Source organism: Deinococcus seoulensis (assembly GCF_014648115.1).
Lineage (GTDB): Bacteria > Deinococcota > Deinococci > Deinococcales > Deinococcaceae > Deinococcus > Deinococcus seoulensis.
Genome location: NZ_BMQM01000024.1, coordinates 38,044 through 55,683, shown reverse-complemented (window position 1 = coordinate 55,683; position 17,640 = coordinate 38,044). Strand labels below are relative to the sequence as shown.

Here is a 17,640-nt window from a genome sequence, read left to right as displayed (position 1 = left end):
GCGGCATGGCGGGCGACAACGTGGGCGTGCTGCTGCGCGGCGTGGCGCGTGACGACGTGGAACGCGGTCAGGTGCTGGCGAAGCCCGGCAGCATCAAGCCGCACACGAAGTTCGAAGCGAGCGTGTACGTGCTGAGCAAGGACGAAGGCGGGCGTCACAGCGCGTTCTTCGGCGGGTACCGCCCGCAGTTCTACTTCCGCACGACGGACGTGACGGGCGTGGTGGAACTGCCCGAAGGTGTGGAGATGGTCATGCCCGGCGATAACATCACGTTCGTGGTTGAGCTGATCAAGCCGATCGCGATGGAAGAAGGCCTGCGCTTCGCGATCCGCGAAGGTGGCCGTACCGTCGGCGCCGGCGTCGTCGCCAAGGTCCTGGAGTAATAGCAATGGTTGCCCCGAAGATTCGCATCAAACTGCGTGGCTTTGACCACAAGGCGCTCGACCAGTCCGCCAGCAAGATCGTGGACACCGTGCGCCGCACCGGCGCGGACGTGAGCGGCCCCGTGCCCCTCCCCACCCGCATCCGCCGCTTCTGCGTCCTGCGTTCCCCCTTCGTGAACAAGGACAGCCGCGAGCACTTCGAGATCCGCACGCACAACCGTCTGGTGGACATCATGAACCCCACCAAGAAGACGATTGACAGCCTGATGACCCTCGACCTGCCCACCGGCGTCGACATCGAGATCAAGACCGTGGGGGGCCGCGCATGAAGGGCATCCTCGGCACCAAGATCGGCATGACCCAGATCTGGAAAGGCGACCGCGCCGTTCCCGTGACGGTCGTCCTGGCTGGCCCGTGCCCCGTCGTGCAGCGCAAGACCGCGCAGACCGACGGTTACGAGGCCGTGCAGATCGGTTACGCCCCCAAGCGCGAGAAGAGCGTCAACAAGCCCGCGCTGGGTCACTTCAAGAAGGCCGGGGTCAGCCCCGTGCGCTTCCTGCGTGAATTCCGCGACTTCAACCCCGAAGGCGACACCGTCAGCATCGACATCTTCGCCGAAGGCGAGAAGATCGACGCGACCGGCACCAGCAAGGGGAAAGGCTTCCAGGGCGTCATGAAGCGCTGGAACTTCAAGGGTGGTCCCGCCAGCCACGGTTCCAAGAAATGGCACCGTCGCCCCGGTTCCATCGGCCAGCGTAAAACGCCCGGCCGCGTGTACAAGGGCAAACGCATGGCCGGCCACATGGGCATGGAGCGCATCACCGTCCAGAACCTGGAAGTGGTCGAGATCCGCGCTGACGAGAACATCATCCTGGTCAAGGGCGCGATCCCCGGTGCCAACGGTGGACTCGTCGTGCTGCGCCAGGCTGCCAAGGGAGGCAAGTAAGACATGGCGCAGATCAACGTCATCGGCAAGAACGGGGGCCGCACCATCGACCTCGAACTGCCGGAAGTGAACAGCGGCGTCCTGCACGACGTCGTCACCTGGCAGCTCGCCAGCCGCCGCCGCGGCACGGCCAGCACCAAGACCCGCGCTCAGGTGAGCGCGACCGGCAAGAAGATGTTCAGCCAGAAAGGCACCGGTAACGCCCGTCACGGCGACCGCAGCGTCCCCACCTTCGTGGGCGGCGGCGTCGCCTTCGGCCCGAAACCCCGCAGCTACGGCTACACCCTGCCCCGCAAGGTCCGCCAGCTGGGCCTCGCCATGGCCCTGGCCGCCCGCCAGGACGAAGGCAAACTGGTCGCAGTGGACGGCTTCGACGTCGACGGCAAGACCAAGAACTTCGTCTCCTGGGCCGCGCAGAACGGCATGGACGGCACCGAGCGCGTCCTGATCGTCACTGACGACGCCCAGACCCGCCAGGCTGCCCGTAACGTCGCCTGGGCCACCGTGATGCCCGTCGCCGGCCTGAACGCCTACGACATCCTGCGCCACGACCGTCTGGTGATCGACGCGATCGCGCTGGAACCCGCCCAGGAAGGGGAAGAGGCATGAGCCACTACGACATCCTTCAGCAGCCCGTGATCAGCGAGAAGGCCTACGCCGGCATGGAACGCGGCGTGTACACCTTCTGGGTGAGCCCCAAGGCCACCAAGACCGAAATCAAGAGCGCCGTCCAGAAAGCGTTCGGTGTGACCGTCATCGGTATCAGCACCATGAACGTCCCTGGCAAGCGTAAGCGCGTCGGCCGCTTTATCGGCCACCGCGCCGACCGCAAGAAGGCCATCGTGCGTCTCGCCGACGGCCAGAAGATCGAGGCCCTCGAAGGCCAGGCCTAAGGAGAGATTGAACATGGCCGTCAAGAAATACCGTCCGTACACCCCCAGCCGTCGCCAGATGACGACTGCGGACTTCAGCGGACTGACCAAGAAGCGCCCCGAAAAAGCGCTCACCACCGCCCTCCCCAAGACCGGCGGTCGTAACAACCGTGGCCGCATCACCAGCCGCTTCATCGGCGGTGGCCACAAGCGCCTGTACCGCATCATCGACTTCAAGCGCCGCGACAAGGCCGGCGTGACCGCCAAGGTCGCCGCCGTCGAGTACGATCCCAACCGCAGCGCCCGCATCGCCCTGCTGCACTACGCCGACGGCGCCAAGCGTTACATCCTGGCCCCCGAAGGCCTGATGGTCGGCGCGACCGTGAACGCCGGACCCGAAGCCGAACCCAAGCTGGGCAACGCCCTGCCGCTGCGTTTCGTGCCCGTCGGTGCCGTCGTGCACAGCGTCGAACTGGTTCCCGGCAAGGGCGCCCAGCTGGCCCGCAGCGCCGGCACCAGCATCCAGGTGCAGGGTAAGGAAAGCGACTACGTGATCCTGCGACTGCCCAGCGGCGAACTGCGCCGCGTGCACAGCGAGTGCTACGCCACCATCGGTACGGTCGGCAACGCCGAGCACAAGAACATCAACCTCGGTAAGGCCGGTCGCAGCCGCTGGCTCGGCCGCAAGCCCCACCAGCGCGGTAGCGCCATGAACCCCGTGGATCACCCCCACGGCGGTGGTGAAGGCCGTACCGGCGCCGGCCGCGTGCCTGTGTCCCCCTGGGGCCAGCCCGCCAAGGGTCTCAAGACCCGCAAGAAGCGCAAGAACAGCGACCGCTTCATCATCACCCGCCGCGGCGGGAAGTAAGGAGGGTAGGACATGCCCCGTAGCCTCAAGAAAGGCCCGTTCGTGGATGACCACCTCCTGAAGAAGGTCGACGTCCAGAACGAAAAGAAAGACAAGCGCGTCATCAAGACCTGGTCGAGGCGCTCCACCATCGTCCCCGAAATGATCGGCCACACCATTGCCGTCCACAACGGCAAGCAGCACGTGCCCGTCTTCGTGAACGAGCAGATGATCGGCCACAAACTCGGCGAGTTCAGCCCCACCCGCAACTACCGCGGCCACGGCGCTGACAAGAACGCCAAGGGGAGCAAGAAGAAATGACCGCTCCAGTCACTGAATTCCGCAACAAGAAGCAGCGCAAGCAGAACGTCAAGCTGCGCACGCCCGGCAAGGCCATCGCCAAGTACGTCCGCATCAGCCCCCGCAAGGTGCGTCTGGTCGTCGACGTGATCCGCGGCAAGAGCGTCCGTGACGCCGAAGACCTGCTGCGCTTCATCCCCCGCGCCGCCAGCGAGCCCGTCGCGAAAGTCCTGAACAGCGCCAAGCACAACGCGCTGCACAACGACAACATGCTCGAAGACCGCCTGGTCATCACGGCCGCCTACGTGGACGCCGGACCGACCCTCAAGCGCCTGATTCCCCGCGCCCGTGGCAGCGCGAACATCATCAAGAAGCGCACCAGCCACATCACCATCATCGTGGGCGAGAAGGGGAACAAGTAATGGGTAACAAGATCAACCCGAACGGCTTCCGCCTGGGCATCACCCGTGGCTGGAACAGCCGCTGGTACGCCGGCAAGAAGCAGTACGCCGGTCTGCTGAAAGAAGACGAGAAGATCCGTAACCTCGTCGGCAAGAAGCTCAACGCTGCAGGCATCGCCCGCATCGAGATCGAGCGCGCCGGCCAGCAGGTCAACGTGATCATCAGCGCCGCGAAACCCGGCATCGTGATCGGCAAGGGCGGCGAGTCCATCAAGGAACTCCGCCAGGACATCGAGAAACTCGTGTCCGCCGGCACGGTCGCGGTGAACGTCGCCGAGATCCCCAACCCCAACATCAGCGCGCCCCTGGTCGCCCTGCGCATCGCCGAGCAGATCGAACGCCGCTTCGCGTTCCGCCGCGCCATGAAGCAGGCCGCCCAGCGCGTGATGGAATCCGGCGCCCGCGGCGTCAAGATCATCCTGTCCGGCCGCCTCGGCGGAGCCGAGCAGGCCCGCACCGAGATGGTCCGCGAAGGCCGCGTGCCCCTGCACACCCTGCGCGCCGACATCGACTACGGCACCGCCCTGGCCCGCACCACCTACGGCATCCTGGGCATCAAGGTCATGGTCTTCACCGGTGAAGTCATCGGCGGCCGCACCGAAACCTTCGCCCGTCCCCAGCGCCGCAACGACGAACGTCGTCCCGAAGGCGACCGTCCCAACCGCCGCCGCCCGACCGCGCGGCGCCGCCCCGGAGGTGAGTGATGCTTCTTCCCAAGCGCACCAAGTTCCGTAAACAGCACCGCGGCCGGATGACCGGTGACGCCAAGGGCGGCGACTACGTCGCGTTCGGCGACTACGGCCTGATCGCCCTGGAACCCGCCTGGATCCGCAGCAACCAGATCGAGGCCTGCCGTATCGTCATGAGCCGTCACTTCCGCCGCGGCGGTAAGATCTACATCCGGATCTTCCCCGACAAGCCCGTGACCAAGAAGCCCGCCGAAACCCGAATGGGTAAAGGGAAAGGCGCCGTGGAGTTCTGGGTCAGCGTCGTCAAGCCCGGCCGCGTCATGTTCGAAGTGTCCGGCGTGACCGAAGTCCAGGCCAAGGAAGCCTTCCGTCTGGCCGGTCACAAGCTGCCCATCCAGACCAAGATGGTCAAGCGCGAGGTTTACGATGAAGCCCAGTGAGATGCGTAACCTGAAGGCCGACGATTTCGCCCGCGAAATCGACGCCCGCAAGAAAGAACTGATGGAGCTGCGCTTCCAGGCCGCCACCGGCAACCTGGCCCAGCCCCACCGCGTGACGCAGCTGCGCCGCGAAGTCGCCCAGCTCAACACCATCCGTGGCGAGCTGAGCAAGCAGGGAGAGCAGGCATGAAAAAGACCTTTACCGGCGTCGTCGTGAGCGACAAGGCCGACAAGACGGTCAGCGTGAAGGTCGAGCGCCGCTTCGCTCACCCGCTGTACGGCAAGGTCGTGACCCGCAGCCACAAATACGCTGCCCACGACGAGAACAACGAATTCAAGATCGGTGACCGCGTCGAGATCCTCGCCGTGCGCCCCATCAGCAAGACCAAGACCTGGAAGGTCACCAAGCTGATCGAGCGTCCCCGTGGCATCGAAACCACCGCCGTGGAAACCGAAGGCGGTAACGCATGATCATGCCCCAATCCCGCCTCGACGTGGCGGACAACAGCGGCGCCCGCGAGATCATGTGCATCCGCGTGCTGAACAGCGGCATCGGCGGCAAGGGCCTGACGACCGGCGGCGGCGGTAACAAACGCTACGCCCACGTCGGCGACATCATCGTCGCCTCCGTCAAGGACGCCGCCCCCCGCGGTACCGTCAAGGCCGGCGACGTCGTCAAGGCCGTGGTCGTGCGTACCAGCCACGCCATCAAGCGCGCCGACGGCAGCACCATCCGCTTCGACAAGAACGCGGCCGTCATCATCAACAACCAGGGTGAACCCCGCGGCACCCGCGTCTTCGGGCCGGTCGCCCGTGAACTGCGTGACCGCCGCTTCATGAAGATCGTCTCCCTGGCACCGGAGGTGCTGTAATGCCCCGTCCCAGCGCTGGTAGCCACCACAACGACAAGCTGCACATCAAGAAGGGTGACACTGTCATCGTCCTGAGCGGCAAGCACAAAGGCAAGACCGGCAAGGTCCTCCTCGCCCTGCCCCGCGACCAGAAGGTCGTCGTGGAAGGCGTGAACCTCGTCACGAAGAACGTCAAGCCCAGCCCCGCCAACCCCCAGGGCGGCCAGGAACAGCGCGAGCTGGCCCTGCACGCCAGCAAGGTGTCCATCGTGGACCCCGAGACCGGTAAGGCCACCCGCATCCGCAAGACGGTCGTGGACGGCAAGAAAGTCCGTGTCGCTGTCGCCAGCGGCAAGAACATCGACTGAATTTCAGGGTCACGCGCAAGCGTGACCTGGGCGACCCGTCCGCCCGAAGAGAGGCAACATGCAGACCCTGAAGACCAAGTACAACGAGCAGGTGCGCCCGGCCCTGGTGGAGCAGTTCAGCTACTCCAGCGTCATGGCCGCGCCCCGCATCGAGAAGATCGTGATCAACGAAGGCCTGGGTTCCGCCAAGGAAGACAGCAAAGCCATCGACAAGGCCGCCAAGGAACTGAGCCTGATCACCCTTCAGAAGCCCATCATCACCAAGGCGAAGAAGAGCATCAGCAACTTCAAGCTGCGTCAGGGCATGCCGGTCGGCATCAAGGTCACGCTGCGCGGCGAGCGCATGTACGTGTTCCTCGAGAAGCTGATCAACATCGGCCTTCCCCGCATCCGTGACTTCAAGGGTGTCAACCCCAACGCCTTCGACGGCCGCGGTAACTACAACCTCGGGATCAAAGAGCAGCTGATCTTCCCGGAAATCACCTACGACATGGTCGACAAGGTGCGTGGCATGGACATCACCATCGTGACCACTGCCAAGACCGACGAAGAAGCCCGCGCCCTCCTGCAGGGTCTGGGCCTGCCCTTCCGGAAATAAGGAACTGATATGGCGAACACCTCGAAAGTTGTCAAGGCAGCCCGCGGCCACAAATTTGCCGTGCAGAACTACAGCCGTTGCAGCCGCTGCGGCCGCGCCCGCGGGTACTACCGCTTCTTCGGCATGTGCCGCATCTGCATCCGCGAGATGGCGCACAAGGGCGAACTGCCCGGCGTGAAGAAAGCCAGCTGGTAATCAGCTGACACCCCCCAAGGCCTCCCCACGCGGGAGGTCTTTTGCATTCCCGCCGCGATCACGGCCCAGGGATCACAGCTCAGGGATCACAGTGCAGGACTCACGGCGCATGGCAGCCTGGCGTCCCAGGTCCGGTCCGGCAGCCTGTCGGGGCGGCTTGTCGGGGCGGCGAGGAACTGATACACTCTCAAATTGCCGTGCTCTGAATCTTCAGGGTGTGGATGCAGTGCCCCCCGGATACGAACCTGTCGCCTTGAGAGGTGATCGTCCGGTGGTGGTGAAGACCCAACAGAAGAGACGCGCCACTGGCCACCACTTCCACTTGGGGAGAACCGCGCCCGACCGCCAGCTTGCCTGGGGCCGGGCCACCTGCCGGGAGCAGGCCCGCACACGCGGGAACCAGCCCGGATCAACACCAGCCCATTGGAGGCTACATGTTGAGTGATCCCATCGCCGATATGCTCACGCGCATCCGTAACGCGACGCGCACCTTTAAGGAGACCGTGGACGTCCCGGCCTCCAAGTTCAAGGAAGAACTGGCCAAACTGCTCGTGCAGGAAGGCTACGTTGCGTCCTACGAGCGCCTGCTGCCCGAAGGGCAGAAGTTCGACGTGCTGCGCCTGACCCTGAAGTACGGCGCCAAGCGTGAGCAGGTCATCAAGCACATCGAGCGCATCAGCCGTCCTGGCCGCCGCGCGTACGTGAGCGCCGACAACCTGCCCCGCGTTCAGCGTGGCCTGGGCGTTGCCGTGGTTTCCACGAGCAAGGGCCTGCTGGCCGACCGCGACGCCCGTAAACAGGGTGTTGGCGGCGAAGTCATCTGCGTTCTCTGGTAATCCCCTTCCCGGGAGTCCAGCGAGCACGAGATCTCACCTGACCTCGGCCTCCCATAGCGGGAAGGTCCGAATTTAAGGAAAGAAGGAGGACAGCACATGTCCCGAATTGGTAAACAGCCCATCGCCGTGCCGAGCGGCGTGACCACGAGCGTCGCCGGTGGCGTGTTCAAGGTCAAAGGCCCCAAAGGCGAACTGACCGTTCCCTACAACCAGGAACTGACCATCAAGCAGGACGGTGACCAGCTGCTGGTCGAGCGTCCCAGTGATCAGCAGCGTCACCGTGCCCTGCACGGCCTGACCCGCACCCTGGTCGCCAACGCCGTCAAGGGCGTCAGCGACGGTTACACCATCAACCTGGAACTCAAGGGCGTCGGTTTCCGCGCCAAGCTCGCCGGGAAGGCCCTGGAACTGACCATCGGTTACAGCCACCCCGTCGTGATCGAGCCCCCGGCCGGCGTGACCTTCACTGTTCCGGAACCCACCAAGATCGACGTGAGCGGCATCGACAAGCAGCTCGTCGGCCAGGTGGCCGCCAACGTCCGTAAAGTTCGTAAGCCCGACGCCTACCACGGCAAGGGTGTGCGCTTCGCCGGTGAGAAAATCAGCCTCAAGGCCGGTAAGGCTGGCGCCACCGGCGGGAAAGGGAAGAAATAATGGCTGCCCAGACTACCGTGCGCCGCAAACTCCGCGCCCGCCGCAAAGTGCGTCAGGCTGCCGGAGAGCGCCTGCGCCTCAGCGTGTACCGCTCCAGCAAGCACATCTACGCCCAGATCATCGACGACAGCAAGGGCATCACGCTCGCCGCTGCCAGCAGCGCTGCCGTCAAGACGGGTACCAAGACTGACACCGCCGCCGCCGTTGGGAAGGCACTGGCCGAAGCTGCCGTTGCCAAGGGTGTGACCAAGGTGGTTTTCGACCGTGGACAGTACCGCTACCACGGACGCGTGAAAGCGCTCGCAGACGCGGCGCGGGAGGGTGGCCTTGACTTTTAACCGACGCAACGACCGCAATGCGGAGCGCGAGAGCAGCGAATTCGAAGAGAAGATGCTGTTCGTCAACCGCACCAGCAAGACCTACCAGGGCGGCCGCCGTTTCCGCTTCTCCGCACTGGTGATCCTGGGCGACCGCAACGGCCGCGTGGGCATGGGTATCGGCAAGGCGAAAGAAGTGCCCGTGGCCATCGAGAAGGCCAAGAGCATCGCCCGCAAGAACATGATCATGGTGCCCGTCGAGAACGGCACCATCCCGCACGACATCGTCGGCGTGAACAGCACCAGCCGCGTGCTGCTCAAGCCCGCAGGCCCCGGTACCGGCGTGATCGCGGGCACCGTGCCCCGCTCCATCGCCGAACTGGCTGGCATCACCAACATGCTGTCCAAGGAACTCGGCAGCCGTAACAAGGTGAACGTGGCGTACGCCGTGTTCGACGGCCTGAAGAACCTCCGCACCGCCAAGCAGGTCCGTGCCCTGCGCGGCGAGGCGCAACCCACCGGAGGCGCGCAGTGAAAATCACCCTCAAGCGCAGCGTCATCGGTCGCCCTGGCTACCAGGTGAAGACCCTCCACGCGCTGGGCCTCAAAAAGATCGGCGACAGCCGTGAAGTCAGCGACAGCCCTGCCATCCGTGGCATGGTGAACACCGTCAAGCACCTCCTGGAGGTGGAAGCGTGAAGCTCCACGAACTCAAACCCCACGCTGGCAGCCGCAAGGACCGCAAGCGCGTCGGTCGCGGCCCCGGCGGCACCGACAAGACCGCCGGTCGCGGTCACAAGGGCCAGAAGAGCCGTAGCGGCGCCGGTAAGGGCAGCTACTTCGAAGGTGGCCGCAGCACCCTGATCAGCCGCCTGCCCAAGCGCGGTTTCAACAACGTCGGCATCACGTTCGAAGTTGTGAACCTGGGCAAGCTCGAAGGCATCGAGGACACCACCATCGACCGCAACACGCTGGAACTCGCGGGCCTCGTGCGCCGCAAGAACCGCCCCGTGAAGCTGCTCGGCAACGGTGAAGTGACCCGCGCCCTGACCATCCACGTCGACGCGGCCAGCGAAAGCGCCGTCAAGGCCGTGGAAGCCGCCGGTGGTCAGGTCATCCTGCCCGCCGCGAAGACGGAAAGCGCCGAGAAGGCGGAGTAAATGCTGCGCGCCTTCCGCGACGCGTTCCGGATTCCGGACCTTCAGCGGAAGATTGTCTTCACCCTGCTGCTCCTCGCGGTGTACCGACTCGGGAGTGCCATACCCACTCCCGGCGTCAACACCGCCGCACTTGAACAGGCCACCTCGGGTGGCCTTTTCGGGTTGATCAGCATGCTCTCGGGCGGCAATCTTTCGCAGTTCTCGATCTTCGCGCTGGGCGTGCTGCCGTACATCACGGCCAGCATCGTGATTCAGCTGATGACCACCACCATCCCCGCCCTGGAGAAACTCTCGAAGGAAGGCGAGGAAGGCCGCAAGAAGATCAACCAGTTCACGCGGTACGCCGCCGTGGGCCTGGGCGCCGTGCAGGCACTGTTCTTCTCGCTGTACATCACCAGCAACCCCTCGTTCCTGGCGCCCGGCTGGGATCCGGGGATCTTCACGTTGGTCGTGATGGTCCTGACCCAGGTGGCCGGGATCGCGTTCACCATGTGGATCGGCGAGCGCATCACGGACGTGGGTGTCGGCAACGGCATCAGCCTGATCATCACGGCGGGCATCATCGCGGTGTACCCGCGTGAGATCGCCGCGACCGCGCAGTTGCTGTCCACCGATCAGGTGCAGATCCTGTCGCTGGTGGCGTTCGTGGCCGTGATCCTGCTGACCATCGCCGGCATCGTGTACGTGTACCAGGCCGAGCGCCGCGTGCCCGTCACGTACGCCCGCGCGCGTGCCGGTGCGGCCGGTCAGGCCCGCGGGGCCGGTCAGGCCACCTGGCTGCCCATCAAGGTGAACCAGGCGGGCGTGATTCCGGTGATCTTCGCCTCGGCGATGCTGATCCTGCCGAACCTGATCGCCACGGCGACCGCTACCCGCGCGCCCGCCGTGAACGCCTGGATTCAGACGAACCTGACTTTCGGGCAGCCGCTGTACCTGCTGCTGGAAGCGGCGCTGATCTTCGGGTTCACGTACCTGTACAACTCCGTGCAGTTCGACCCCAAGCGCATTGCCGAGCAACTGCGCGAGGCGGGCGGTTTCATTCCGGGCGTCCGTCCGGGCACGCCCACCGCCGACTTCCTGGGCACCATCAGCAGTCGCCTGAGCCTGTGGGGCGCGATCTTCCTGGTGATCCTGACCATCCTGCCCCAACTGGTGCAGAAGGTCACGGGCATCACCACCTTCCAGTTCTCTGGAACGGGGCTGCTGATCATCGTGGGTGTCGCCCTCGAAACGCTCAAGCAGCTCGAAGCGCAACTGACGGTCCGCCGTTACGACGGGTTCATCAGCAAGGGCCGCATCCGTGGCCGCCTGAACAACTGAACCTGACGCCTTTCCCGGAACCCGCTTCCGGAACCCGCCTGCCCGTCACGCAGGCGGGTTTTTCGTGCGTGTCCGCTCGGGCCGGAGCAGCGGTGGGGCGGGATTCGTTACCTGCCGGGGTACAGGCCCGGACTGGGCAGCGCGGCCCCCCGCAGCGCCGGAGCCTTTATCCTGAAGGTCTAACGGAGGGAAAGTGTGACTGGACAGAAGAACAACGTCGTGATCTTCCTCGGGCCTCCCGGCGCAGGCAAGGGAACCCAGGCGGAACGACTGGCGCAGGACCGTGGCCTCGTGAAGATCAGCACCGGGGACATCCTGCGGGATCACGTGAAGCGCGGCACCGAACTGGGCGAGCAGGTCAAGCCCATTCTGGACGCCGGGAAACTGGTGCCCGACGAGATCCTGATCGCCCTGATCCGCGACCGGCTGGCCGACATGGACAGCGTGCGCGTGATCTTCGACGGCTTCCCGCGTACGACCGCGCAGGCGCAGGGGCTGGACGTGCTGCTGGAGGAACTGGGCGCGCCCGTGAACGCCGTGCCGCTGCTGGAAGTGCCGGACGAGGTGCTGGTGGGCCGCATCGTGGAGCGTGGCCGTCAGGCGGCCGAGCGGGGCGAGGCGGTGCGCAGCGACGACACCGAGGAGGTGGCGCGCCACCGTCAGCAGGTGTACCGCGAGCAGACGCAGCCGCTGATCGATTACTACTCCGCGCGGGGGCACCTGTACCGCGTGGACGGTGTGGGCGGCATGGACGAGGTGTACGAGCGGATCGTGGCTGGCCTGAAGTAGGCACTGTGACAGGGGGCCGGAGGTGACGTGCAGGACTGCCGTCGCTTCCGGCCCTTTCCTGTGACGTTGCAGCACTTGCCCCGGAACGGTGAATGCGTTACATTACGCCAGTAACGTAATTCATTCTCTGACATCTGGTGCGTGCGCGCCGGACGTGAAAGGAAGGCCCATGACCCCCACGCCCACTCCGCTGACCTCCGACACCGTCCTGGCCCTCGCACCCGACGCCGCCAGCGCCCACGCCGCCCGCAAACTCTCCACGCCCGGCAAATGGCAGAACCTGAACGCCCCCCCCGGCAGCCTGTGGGGCGAATGCCAGGGCAGCGGCAGCACCCCCTACCTGACTGGCGTGGACCTGAGCGGCCCGGCCTTCAAGTGCTCATGCCCCAGCCGCAAGTTCCCCTGCAAGCACGCGCTGGCCCTGCTGCTGCTCCGCGCCTCCCACGCAGAAACCTTCGGACAGGCCGCGCCGCCCGGCACCCTCCAGACCTGGCTGGACGGCCGGGCCGCGCGGGCAACAGCAGAACGCCCGGCCGCAGACGGCAACCCGGCCACTCCCGCTGGAAACGCCGCGCCCGACCCGGCCGCACAGGCCAGACGCCGCGCCGCCCGCGAGAAGAAAGTCAACCTGGGACTGAACGCCCTGCACACCTTCCTGAACGACCTGATCCGCGACGGCCTCGCGCACGCCCCCACCCGCCCATACAGCGACTGGGACACCCAGGCCGCCCGCCTCGTGGACGCCCAGGCACCCGGCGCCGCCCGACTGGTCCGGCAGATTCCCGACCACCTGCACGACCCCGCCGCACTGCTCGCGCACCTGGCCCGCCTGTACCTGCTGACCGAAGCCTGGGCCCACCGCGACACCCTGTCTGGCACCGAACAGGCCGACCTGCGCGCCGCGCTGGGCTTCCCGCTCGACTCGGCCAGCGTGCTGTCTGGCGGCGGCATCCGCGCCCACTGGCAGGTCATGGGTCAGAGCGTCACCGAGGAGGACACCATGAGCACCCGGCGCACCTGGCTGGTCAGCGGCGACCACACCGCCCTGCTGCTGGACTTCTCGGCCGCCGGACGCCCCTTCCCGCCCGCCCTGCCCCCCGGCGCGGAGGTACAGGCCGAGGTGTGCTTCGCGCCCGGCACGTTCCCGCAACGCGCCCTCCTGAACGGTGAGACCGCCGCCACCGGCCCTGCGCGTCCGGCAGACGGCCTCACGCTGGACGCCCTGCTGGACCGGCACGGCGCGGCCCTCGCCCTGAACCCCTGGCTGGAACGCACCGCGCACCTGACCGGCCCGCTGCACCTGCTGCCCGGCGACCCCTGGCACGCGCAGGACAGCACCGGCCGCCTCCCCCTGACCGGCAGCGGGCGCACCCTGCACACCCTCCTCGCCCTGAGCGGCGGGCACCCCGTCACCGTGTACGCCGAATGGAACGGCGAGACCCTGACCCCCCTGAGCGTGCAGCAAGGCGGTACGCTGCACCCCTTCCGGCCCACGGTGAACGCATGAACGACCACGACGCCCTGCTGGCCCTGGCCCTGATCGGCACCGCACGCGGCACCCTGCCCACACCCAGCACGGACGCCCCCGGACAGGCCGCCGCGCAGATCACCCGCCCGGACGCCGAGGGTACCCTGCTGGCCCGCGCCGCCCTGCACGCCCTGACGCACGCCGCCGGACGCACCCCCGACCCCGCCAGCGACGCGCCCCCCGCACCCGCACCCGCCGACACCCTGCCGGAAGCGCCGGAACGTGCCGCGCGGCACCTGCCACTGGTCCTCGGCACGCCCCTCCTGAGCGAATGGCTGACCCTCTGCGCGCACGCCGGATGGCGCGTCCCCACCGCCCACCTGCCGGAACTCCTCGACGCCGCCCGGAACGACAGCCGCCTGCGCCACCTGCTGACCCCCGTACTGGGCGAACGCGGCCGCTGGCTCGCGCAGTTCAACCCCGACTGGTCCTTCATGCCCCCCGACGAGGACACCTGGGACACCGCCACCGACGCGGGCCGCGAAACCCTGTGGCGCAGCGTCCGCGAACGCGACCCGCACGCCGCCCGCGACCTCCTGAACCAGCACCTGAGCAGCGAACGCGCCGCCAGCCGAAAACGCCTCCTGATCGCCCTGCTCGACACCCTTGCCCCAGACGACCACACCCTCGAACCGCTGCTGGACGCCCTGACCACCGACCGCAGCGACGACGTACGCACCCTGGCCCGCATGACCCTGCACCGCCTGAGCCGCAGCGCCCAGAACGCCCGCAACGCCGCCCGGTTCGCCGCCCTGGTGAGCCTGGAAAACCCCGGTCTGCCCGGCCGCCTGACCCGGCCCACCGGCCCCGACGAGCACGCCACCCGCGACGGCCTGCCCGACCCCACCAGCAAGGACGCCCTGAGCGCCGCGGCCCTGCTGGAGCACCTGCTGGAACACACCCACCCGGACGCCCTGCTGGCCGCACTGAACATCCCGCCCGCCACGCTCGTGAACATCGCCCGGCAGCACGACCACCTGCCCGCACTGGTGCAGAACGCCGTCAACACCAGCCATCCGGCACTGGCCGCCGCGCTCCTGCACGACCTGCCCACCCACCCCTTCCTGCTCCAGATCGGACCACCCGAAACGCTGGCCGCCGCGCAGAAGCAGGCCCTGCAAGACCGCGACCCGGAACGCCTGCTGGCCCTCCTCGGCCCCCAACCCGGCCCCTGGCCCCCCGACCTGAGCGCCGACCTCCTGACCACCCTGCACGCCACCTGCCCCACCCGCCACCACGCCACCCACACCTACCGCTGGGAACAACTCGCGGAACTCGCCGCCACCCACGCCCACCCACACATCCCCCACCCCGGCCCACTGCCAGACGACGCCACCGAATGGGCCCCCCAGACCATGAACAAGCTCCAGGCCACCCTGGACCTCAGGCAGCAACTCTGGACCGACTTCGGCAAGGGGAGAGGATGACGGTGGACTTGAGACTCCTCAGGCGGGAAATTCGAGCGCAGAAAGCGACGCCAGCCAGATTGAATGACCTTGCAGCCGCAGATGTCACTCTGGCCCGGTTGATTGCGCGGCAGTACCACACACCAGTTCCCGTCTTGGAGACACTGGCCAGTCACGCAGATGTATTCACCCGCCGTAATGTTGCCGGACATTCCCGAACGCCCACAGCAACCCTGATACAACTGGCCAGAGAGCGGCGCTTCCATGTTCTGAAGGCGTTGGCAAGTAACCGGGGCACTCCAGGTGAAGTCATCAACAAACTGGCGCGACACCATCATCACACCGTGAGAGCGGCCTGCCTGGGCCATCCGCAGCTCAGCTTCAACCGGTACTACCAACTGGCCCACGACCCCCATGCAGGTGTGCAGACCGCGTGGCTGGAGCATGAACTCACCCTCATCCGTTGGAAGAGCACGCCGCTGCCCACGCCCGACGAACTTGCGGCGTGGCTCGCCTCTCCACACATTTCTTTCCGTCATGTCCTGGCGCGGCACCTGTACCTCCTCCTCCCTGAACAGCAGACCGCCACCGCCGACGCTCTGCTCACCAACGACGACCCGGTCATCCGCGAACACGTCATCTTGTACGCCTCGGAAGCCATGCAAAACCTTCACTCTCGCGACCCTTCGCCCTGGATTCGCGGGGTCATCGCTGCCCGCACTACCGACCCTGACCTCGTACGTTCCCTGCTTGACGACCCCGACGAGCACGTCCGCCGCGCCGCCACCCGCAACCCCCAACACATTGCCCATCCCGGAGCCCACCCATGACCACCCCTGATTCCACCGTCCTCCGTCAGCACGCCGAGCAGGCCTACGCGCACGAACTGTCAGCCCTGGCCGCGCACGACGACCGGCCCCGCCCGCCCCGCTGGAACCTCTCGCCGCACGCCGTCCTGACGTACCTGATGGGCGGCACGCTGAAAGACGGCACCGAGATTACCCCCAAGTACGTCGGGGAACGCCGCCTGATGGAGATTGCCGTCGCCACGCTCGCCACGGACCGCGCCCTGCTGCTGATCGGCGTGCCCGGCACCGCCAAGAGCTGGGTCAGCGAGCACCTGGCCGCCGCGATCAGCGGTACCAGCACCCTGCTCGTGCAGGGCACCGCCGGCACCAGCGAGGAGAGTGTGCGCTACGGCTGGAACTACGCCCGCCTGCTCGCCGAGGGTCCCAGCGAGGCCGCCCTGGTCGAGAGTCCCATCGTGCGTGCCATGCGCACCGGGAAGATCGCCCGCCTGGAAGAACTGACGCGCGTGCAGAGCGACGTGCAGGACACCCTCATCACCATCCTGTCCGAGAAGACGCTGCCCATCCCGGAACTGAACGCCGAGGTGCAGGCCGTGCAGGGCTTCAATCTGATCGCCACCGCCAACAACCGCGACAAGGGCGTGAACGACCTGAGCAGCGCTCTGAAACGCCGCTTCAACACGGTCATCCTCCCCGTGCCGGACAGCCTGGACGACGAGGTCAGCATCGTCACCCGCCGCGTCGCGCAACTTGCCACCAACCTCCACATTCCCGCCCAGCCGCCCGCGCTGGAGGAAGTGCGCCGGATCGTCACCGTGTTCCGCGAACTGCGCGCCGGAGCCACCGAGGACGGCAAGACGAAACTCAAGAGCCCCAGCGGCAGCCTCAGCACCGCCGAGGCGATCAGCGTCGTGAACCACGGCCTGAGCCTCGCCGCGCACTTCGGTAACGGGCACCTGACCGCCCACGACGTCGCCGCCAGCCTCGTGGGGGCCGTCGTGAAAGACCCCGTGCAGGACAGCGTCATCTGGCGCGAGTACCTCGAAACTGTGGCGAAGAAACGCGACGACTGGAAAGACTTCTATAAAGCCTGCCGGGCGGTGAGCTGAATGACGGACATGGACGACCGGGAATGGTCGGAAGAGGAAGTCGAGCAATTTCTCGAGGAGTTCAGACGTCTGAACGCTCGACCAGCCAGCGTCCTGCAAGTTGGGGGATTCATGCCAACCCGCAGACCACTGGCCTCACACATTGGATTGATTCCAGTCATGCGGCCACACGAGACTTGGCCCCTGGACACACAGGAGCGTCCCATGCAGTTCATCGCGCAACTCAACCTGACGGAGGCCCCTTACCTCCCAGATGAACTGAAGCAATACGCCCTCCTGACTCTTTTCGTGGCAGAGGACTGCATACAGCGGCGTTTCATGCCGGGAAGTTGGACACTCAGGGCCTACCCGACTGTGGCCGACCTGATCCCGGTGGAGCCTCCACAGCAGCCCTGGCACTGGATGCGAGGGTTTGAATGCCAGTGGCAACTGATCACCGACTACCCCGCATATGACGACGCGCAACTCAAATTGCCGGACGGACTTAGCCTTGAGGATGACCTTCCTGAGGAAATCCACGGCTTCAACGTTGCTCGAAGCAAGGTGGGCGGATTCGCCTCGACAATCCAGCACGAGGTCGAGTTCGTCAGCGCCACACAAACAGTAGATGGCGGGCAGCGGGGCGATAATCCTCCCTTCGTGCTTCAGATTAACAGCGAGGAGAAAGCGCAATTGATGTGGGCAGACAACGGCACGCTTTACGTCGGAAAGCGAACTGGTACGGACGAATGGTTCGCGTCCTGCCAGTTCTACTGAGGTCTG

At 66.2% G+C, this 17,640-nt stretch carries 29 protein-coding genes; all 29 read left to right on the top strand.

Annotation, left to right across the window (positions count from 1 at the left end):
• Nucleotides 1-383: EF-Tu C-terminal domain-related protein (locus IEY70_RS15535; RefSeq protein ID WP_505706064.1), on the top strand; the 383-nt coding region annotated here is incomplete at its 5' end.
• Between the two features lie 5 nt (nucleotides 384-388).
• A complete protein-coding gene (gene rpsJ, locus IEY70_RS15530) occupies nucleotides 389-712 on the top strand; it encodes a 30S ribosomal protein S10 (RefSeq protein WP_014685998.1) in 324 nt (107 codons plus the stop codon).
• Nucleotides 709-1,329 (top strand): 50S ribosomal protein L3, encoded by a 621-nt coding sequence (rplC, locus tag IEY70_RS15525; protein ID WP_088249576.1) that lies wholly within the window; start codon nucleotides 709-711, stop codon nucleotides 1,327-1,329. Before rpsJ ends, rplC begins: the two co-directional genes overlap by 4 nt.
• Before the next feature lie 3 nt (nucleotides 1,330-1,332).
• Nucleotides 1,333-1,938, top strand: a complete 606-nt coding sequence (rplD, locus tag IEY70_RS15520; protein ID WP_189065936.1) for a 50S ribosomal protein L4 — start codon at nucleotides 1,333-1,335, stop codon at nucleotides 1,936-1,938.
• Nucleotides 1,935-2,222: a 50S ribosomal protein L23 gene (locus IEY70_RS15515; protein WP_189065935.1), complete on the top strand. Its 288-nt coding sequence runs from the start codon at nucleotides 1,935-1,937 to the stop codon at nucleotides 2,220-2,222. The genes rplD and IEY70_RS15515 overlap by 4 nt, the downstream gene beginning before the upstream one ends.
• 13 nt (nucleotides 2,223-2,235) lie before the next feature.
• Nucleotides 2,236-3,069 (top strand): 50S ribosomal protein L2, encoded by an 834-nt coding sequence (rplB, locus tag IEY70_RS15510; protein ID WP_189065934.1) that lies wholly within the window; start codon nucleotides 2,236-2,238, stop codon nucleotides 3,067-3,069.
• A 12-nt stretch (nucleotides 3,070-3,081) separates the two neighbouring features.
• Entirely contained in the window at nucleotides 3,082-3,369 is a 288-nt protein-coding gene (rpsS, locus tag IEY70_RS15505; RefSeq protein WP_046843210.1) for a 30S ribosomal protein S19, read from the top strand.
• The gene (gene rplV / locus IEY70_RS15500; protein WP_189065933.1) at nucleotides 3,366-3,770 is read left to right on the top strand and encodes a 50S ribosomal protein L22; all 405 of its coding nucleotides are present in this window, start codon (nucleotides 3,366-3,368) and stop codon (nucleotides 3,768-3,770) included. The genes rpsS and rplV overlap by 4 nt, the downstream gene beginning before the upstream one ends.
• Nucleotides 3,770-4,513 (top strand): 30S ribosomal protein S3, encoded by a 744-nt coding sequence (gene rpsC / locus IEY70_RS15495; RefSeq protein ID WP_055362775.1) that lies wholly within the window; start codon nucleotides 3,770-3,772, stop codon nucleotides 4,511-4,513. Before rplV ends, rpsC begins: the two co-directional genes overlap by 1 nt.
• A complete protein-coding gene (gene rplP / locus IEY70_RS15490; protein ID WP_189065932.1) occupies nucleotides 4,513-4,938 on the top strand; it encodes a 50S ribosomal protein L16 in 426 nt (141 codons plus the stop codon). The genes rpsC and rplP overlap by 1 nt, the downstream gene beginning before the upstream one ends.
• Nucleotides 4,925-5,128, top strand: a complete 204-nt coding sequence (gene rpmC / locus IEY70_RS15485; protein ID WP_189065931.1) for a 50S ribosomal protein L29 — start codon at nucleotides 4,925-4,927, stop codon at nucleotides 5,126-5,128. The genes rplP and rpmC overlap by 14 nt, the downstream gene beginning before the upstream one ends.
• Nucleotides 5,125-5,409, top strand: a complete 285-nt coding sequence (gene rpsQ, locus IEY70_RS15480) for a 30S ribosomal protein S17 (protein WP_012693996.1) — start codon at nucleotides 5,125-5,127, stop codon at nucleotides 5,407-5,409. The genes rpmC and rpsQ overlap by 4 nt, the downstream gene beginning before the upstream one ends.
• Nucleotides 5,406-5,810 carry a 50S ribosomal protein L14 gene (rplN, locus tag IEY70_RS15475; protein WP_022800312.1) on the top strand — a complete coding sequence of 135 codons (405 nt, stop codon included), beginning with the start codon at nucleotides 5,406-5,408 and terminating at the stop codon, nucleotides 5,808-5,810. The genes rpsQ and rplN overlap by 4 nt, the downstream gene beginning before the upstream one ends.
• Nucleotides 5,810-6,157 carry a 50S ribosomal protein L24 gene (rplX, locus tag IEY70_RS15470; protein ID WP_444542421.1) on the top strand — a complete coding sequence of 116 codons (348 nt, stop codon included), beginning with the start codon at nucleotides 5,810-5,812 and terminating at the stop codon, nucleotides 6,155-6,157. Before rplN ends, rplX begins: the two co-directional genes overlap by 1 nt.
• A gap of 58 nt (nucleotides 6,158-6,215) precedes the next feature.
• Complete coding sequence (gene rplE / locus IEY70_RS15465; protein ID WP_189065930.1) at nucleotides 6,216-6,755, top strand: 50S ribosomal protein L5; 540 nt, start codon at nucleotides 6,216-6,218, stop codon at nucleotides 6,753-6,755.
• Nucleotides 6,756-6,764: 9 nt separating this feature from the next.
• Nucleotides 6,765-6,950: a type Z 30S ribosomal protein S14 gene (locus IEY70_RS15460; protein WP_136389854.1), complete on the top strand. Its 186-nt coding sequence runs from the start codon at nucleotides 6,765-6,767 to the stop codon at nucleotides 6,948-6,950.
• Between the two features lie 434 nt (nucleotides 6,951-7,384).
• Nucleotides 7,385-7,786 (top strand): 30S ribosomal protein S8, encoded by a 402-nt coding sequence (gene rpsH / locus IEY70_RS15455; protein WP_189065929.1) that lies wholly within the window; start codon nucleotides 7,385-7,387, stop codon nucleotides 7,784-7,786.
• A 96-nt stretch (nucleotides 7,787-7,882) separates the two neighbouring features.
• Nucleotides 7,883-8,440 (top strand): 50S ribosomal protein L6, encoded by a 558-nt coding sequence (rplF, locus tag IEY70_RS15450; RefSeq protein ID WP_189065928.1) that lies wholly within the window; start codon nucleotides 7,883-7,885, stop codon nucleotides 8,438-8,440.
• Entirely contained in the window at nucleotides 8,440-8,778 is a 339-nt protein-coding gene (rplR, locus tag IEY70_RS15445; protein WP_189065927.1) for a 50S ribosomal protein L18, read from the top strand. Before rplF ends, rplR begins: the two co-directional genes overlap by 1 nt.
• Nucleotides 8,768-9,292 carry a 30S ribosomal protein S5 gene (gene rpsE / locus IEY70_RS15440; RefSeq protein ID WP_189065926.1) on the top strand — a complete coding sequence of 175 codons (525 nt, stop codon included), beginning with the start codon at nucleotides 8,768-8,770 and terminating at the stop codon, nucleotides 9,290-9,292. The genes rplR and rpsE overlap by 11 nt, the downstream gene beginning before the upstream one ends.
• Entirely contained in the window at nucleotides 9,289-9,456 is a 168-nt protein-coding gene (gene rpmD / locus IEY70_RS15435) for a 50S ribosomal protein L30 (RefSeq protein ID WP_189065925.1), read from the top strand. Before rpsE ends, rpmD begins: the two co-directional genes overlap by 4 nt.
• Nucleotides 9,453-9,917 carry a 50S ribosomal protein L15 gene (gene rplO / locus IEY70_RS15430; RefSeq protein ID WP_189065924.1) on the top strand — a complete coding sequence of 155 codons (465 nt, stop codon included), beginning with the start codon at nucleotides 9,453-9,455 and terminating at the stop codon, nucleotides 9,915-9,917. The genes rpmD and rplO overlap by 4 nt, the downstream gene beginning before the upstream one ends.
• Nucleotides 9,918-11,237: a preprotein translocase subunit SecY gene (gene secY, locus IEY70_RS15425; protein WP_189065923.1), complete on the top strand. Its 1,320-nt coding sequence runs from the start codon at nucleotides 9,918-9,920 to the stop codon at nucleotides 11,235-11,237.
• 195 nt (nucleotides 11,238-11,432) lie between these two features.
• Entirely contained in the window at nucleotides 11,433-12,026 is a 594-nt protein-coding gene (locus IEY70_RS15420; protein WP_189065922.1) for an adenylate kinase, read from the top strand.
• 169 nt (nucleotides 12,027-12,195) lie between these two features.
• A complete protein-coding gene (locus IEY70_RS15415) occupies nucleotides 12,196-13,533 on the top strand; it encodes an SWIM zinc finger family protein (RefSeq protein WP_189065921.1) in 1,338 nt (445 codons plus the stop codon).
• Complete coding sequence (locus tag IEY70_RS15410; protein WP_189065920.1) at nucleotides 13,530-14,981, top strand: DUF5691 domain-containing protein; 1,452 nt, start codon at nucleotides 13,530-13,532, stop codon at nucleotides 14,979-14,981. Before IEY70_RS15415 ends, IEY70_RS15410 begins: the two co-directional genes overlap by 4 nt.
• Entirely contained in the window at nucleotides 14,978-15,790 is an 813-nt protein-coding gene (locus IEY70_RS15405; RefSeq protein ID WP_189065919.1) for a hypothetical protein, read from the top strand. Before IEY70_RS15410 ends, IEY70_RS15405 begins: the two co-directional genes overlap by 4 nt.
• Nucleotides 15,787-16,878, top strand: coding sequence for an ATP-binding protein (locus IEY70_RS15400; protein ID WP_189065918.1), 1,092 nt, complete (start codon nucleotides 15,787-15,789; stop codon nucleotides 16,876-16,878). The genes IEY70_RS15405 and IEY70_RS15400 overlap by 4 nt, the downstream gene beginning before the upstream one ends.
• The gene (locus tag IEY70_RS15395) at nucleotides 16,879-17,634 is read left to right on the top strand and encodes a DUF1963 domain-containing protein (protein ID WP_189065917.1); all 756 of its coding nucleotides are present in this window, start codon (nucleotides 16,879-16,881) and stop codon (nucleotides 17,632-17,634) included.
• The last annotated feature ends 6 nt before the right edge of the window (nucleotides 17,635-17,640 follow it).

Excerpts from the sequence above, each read along its gene's own strand:
- rpsJ (WP_014685998.1), top strand. The coding sequence starts at position 389 with ATGGTTGCCCCGAAGATTCGCATCAAACTGCGTGGCTTTGACCACAAG.
- rplC (WP_088249576.1), top strand. The coding sequence starts at position 709 with ATGAAGGGCATCCTCGGCACCAAGATCGGCATGACCCAGATCTGGAAA.
- rplD (WP_189065936.1), top strand. The coding sequence starts at position 1,333 with ATGGCGCAGATCAACGTCATCGGCAAGAACGGGGGCCGCACCATCGAC.
- IEY70_RS15515 (WP_189065935.1), top strand. The coding sequence starts at position 1,935 with ATGAGCCACTACGACATCCTTCAGCAGCCCGTGATCAGCGAGAAGGCC.
- rplB (WP_189065934.1), top strand. The coding sequence starts at position 2,236 with ATGGCCGTCAAGAAATACCGTCCGTACACCCCCAGCCGTCGCCAGATG.
- rpsS (WP_046843210.1), top strand. The coding sequence starts at position 3,082 with ATGCCCCGTAGCCTCAAGAAAGGCCCGTTCGTGGATGACCACCTCCTG.
- rplV (WP_189065933.1), top strand. The coding sequence starts at position 3,366 with ATGACCGCTCCAGTCACTGAATTCCGCAACAAGAAGCAGCGCAAGCAG.
- rpsC (WP_055362775.1), top strand. The coding sequence starts at position 3,770 with ATGGGTAACAAGATCAACCCGAACGGCTTCCGCCTGGGCATCACCCGT.
- rplP (WP_189065932.1), top strand. The coding sequence starts at position 4,513 with ATGCTTCTTCCCAAGCGCACCAAGTTCCGTAAACAGCACCGCGGCCGG.
- rpmC (WP_189065931.1), top strand. The coding sequence starts at position 4,925 with ATGAAGCCCAGTGAGATGCGTAACCTGAAGGCCGACGATTTCGCCCGC.
- rpsQ (WP_012693996.1), top strand. The coding sequence starts at position 5,125 with ATGAAAAAGACCTTTACCGGCGTCGTCGTGAGCGACAAGGCCGACAAG.
- rplN (WP_022800312.1), top strand. The coding sequence starts at position 5,406 with ATGATCATGCCCCAATCCCGCCTCGACGTGGCGGACAACAGCGGCGCC.
- rplX (WP_444542421.1), top strand. The coding sequence starts at position 5,810 with ATGCCCCGTCCCAGCGCTGGTAGCCACCACAACGACAAGCTGCACATC.
- rplE (WP_189065930.1), top strand. The coding sequence starts at position 6,216 with ATGCAGACCCTGAAGACCAAGTACAACGAGCAGGTGCGCCCGGCCCTG.
- IEY70_RS15460 (WP_136389854.1), top strand. The coding sequence starts at position 6,765 with ATGGCGAACACCTCGAAAGTTGTCAAGGCAGCCCGCGGCCACAAATTT.
- rpsH (WP_189065929.1), top strand. The coding sequence starts at position 7,385 with ATGTTGAGTGATCCCATCGCCGATATGCTCACGCGCATCCGTAACGCG.
- rplF (WP_189065928.1), top strand. The coding sequence starts at position 7,883 with ATGTCCCGAATTGGTAAACAGCCCATCGCCGTGCCGAGCGGCGTGACC.
- rplR (WP_189065927.1), top strand. The coding sequence starts at position 8,440 with ATGGCTGCCCAGACTACCGTGCGCCGCAAACTCCGCGCCCGCCGCAAA.
- secY (WP_189065923.1), top strand. The coding sequence starts at position 9,918 with ATGCTGCGCGCCTTCCGCGACGCGTTCCGGATTCCGGACCTTCAGCGG.
- IEY70_RS15415 (WP_189065921.1), top strand. The coding sequence starts at position 12,196 with ATGACCCCCACGCCCACTCCGCTGACCTCCGACACCGTCCTGGCCCTC.
- IEY70_RS15410 (WP_189065920.1), top strand. The coding sequence starts at position 13,530 with ATGAACGACCACGACGCCCTGCTGGCCCTGGCCCTGATCGGCACCGCA.
- IEY70_RS15405 (WP_189065919.1), top strand. The coding sequence starts at position 14,978 with ATGACGGTGGACTTGAGACTCCTCAGGCGGGAAATTCGAGCGCAGAAA.
- IEY70_RS15400 (WP_189065918.1), top strand. The coding sequence starts at position 15,787 with ATGACCACCCCTGATTCCACCGTCCTCCGTCAGCACGCCGAGCAGGCC.
- IEY70_RS15395 (WP_189065917.1), top strand. The coding sequence starts at position 16,879 with ATGACGGACATGGACGACCGGGAATGGTCGGAAGAGGAAGTCGAGCAA.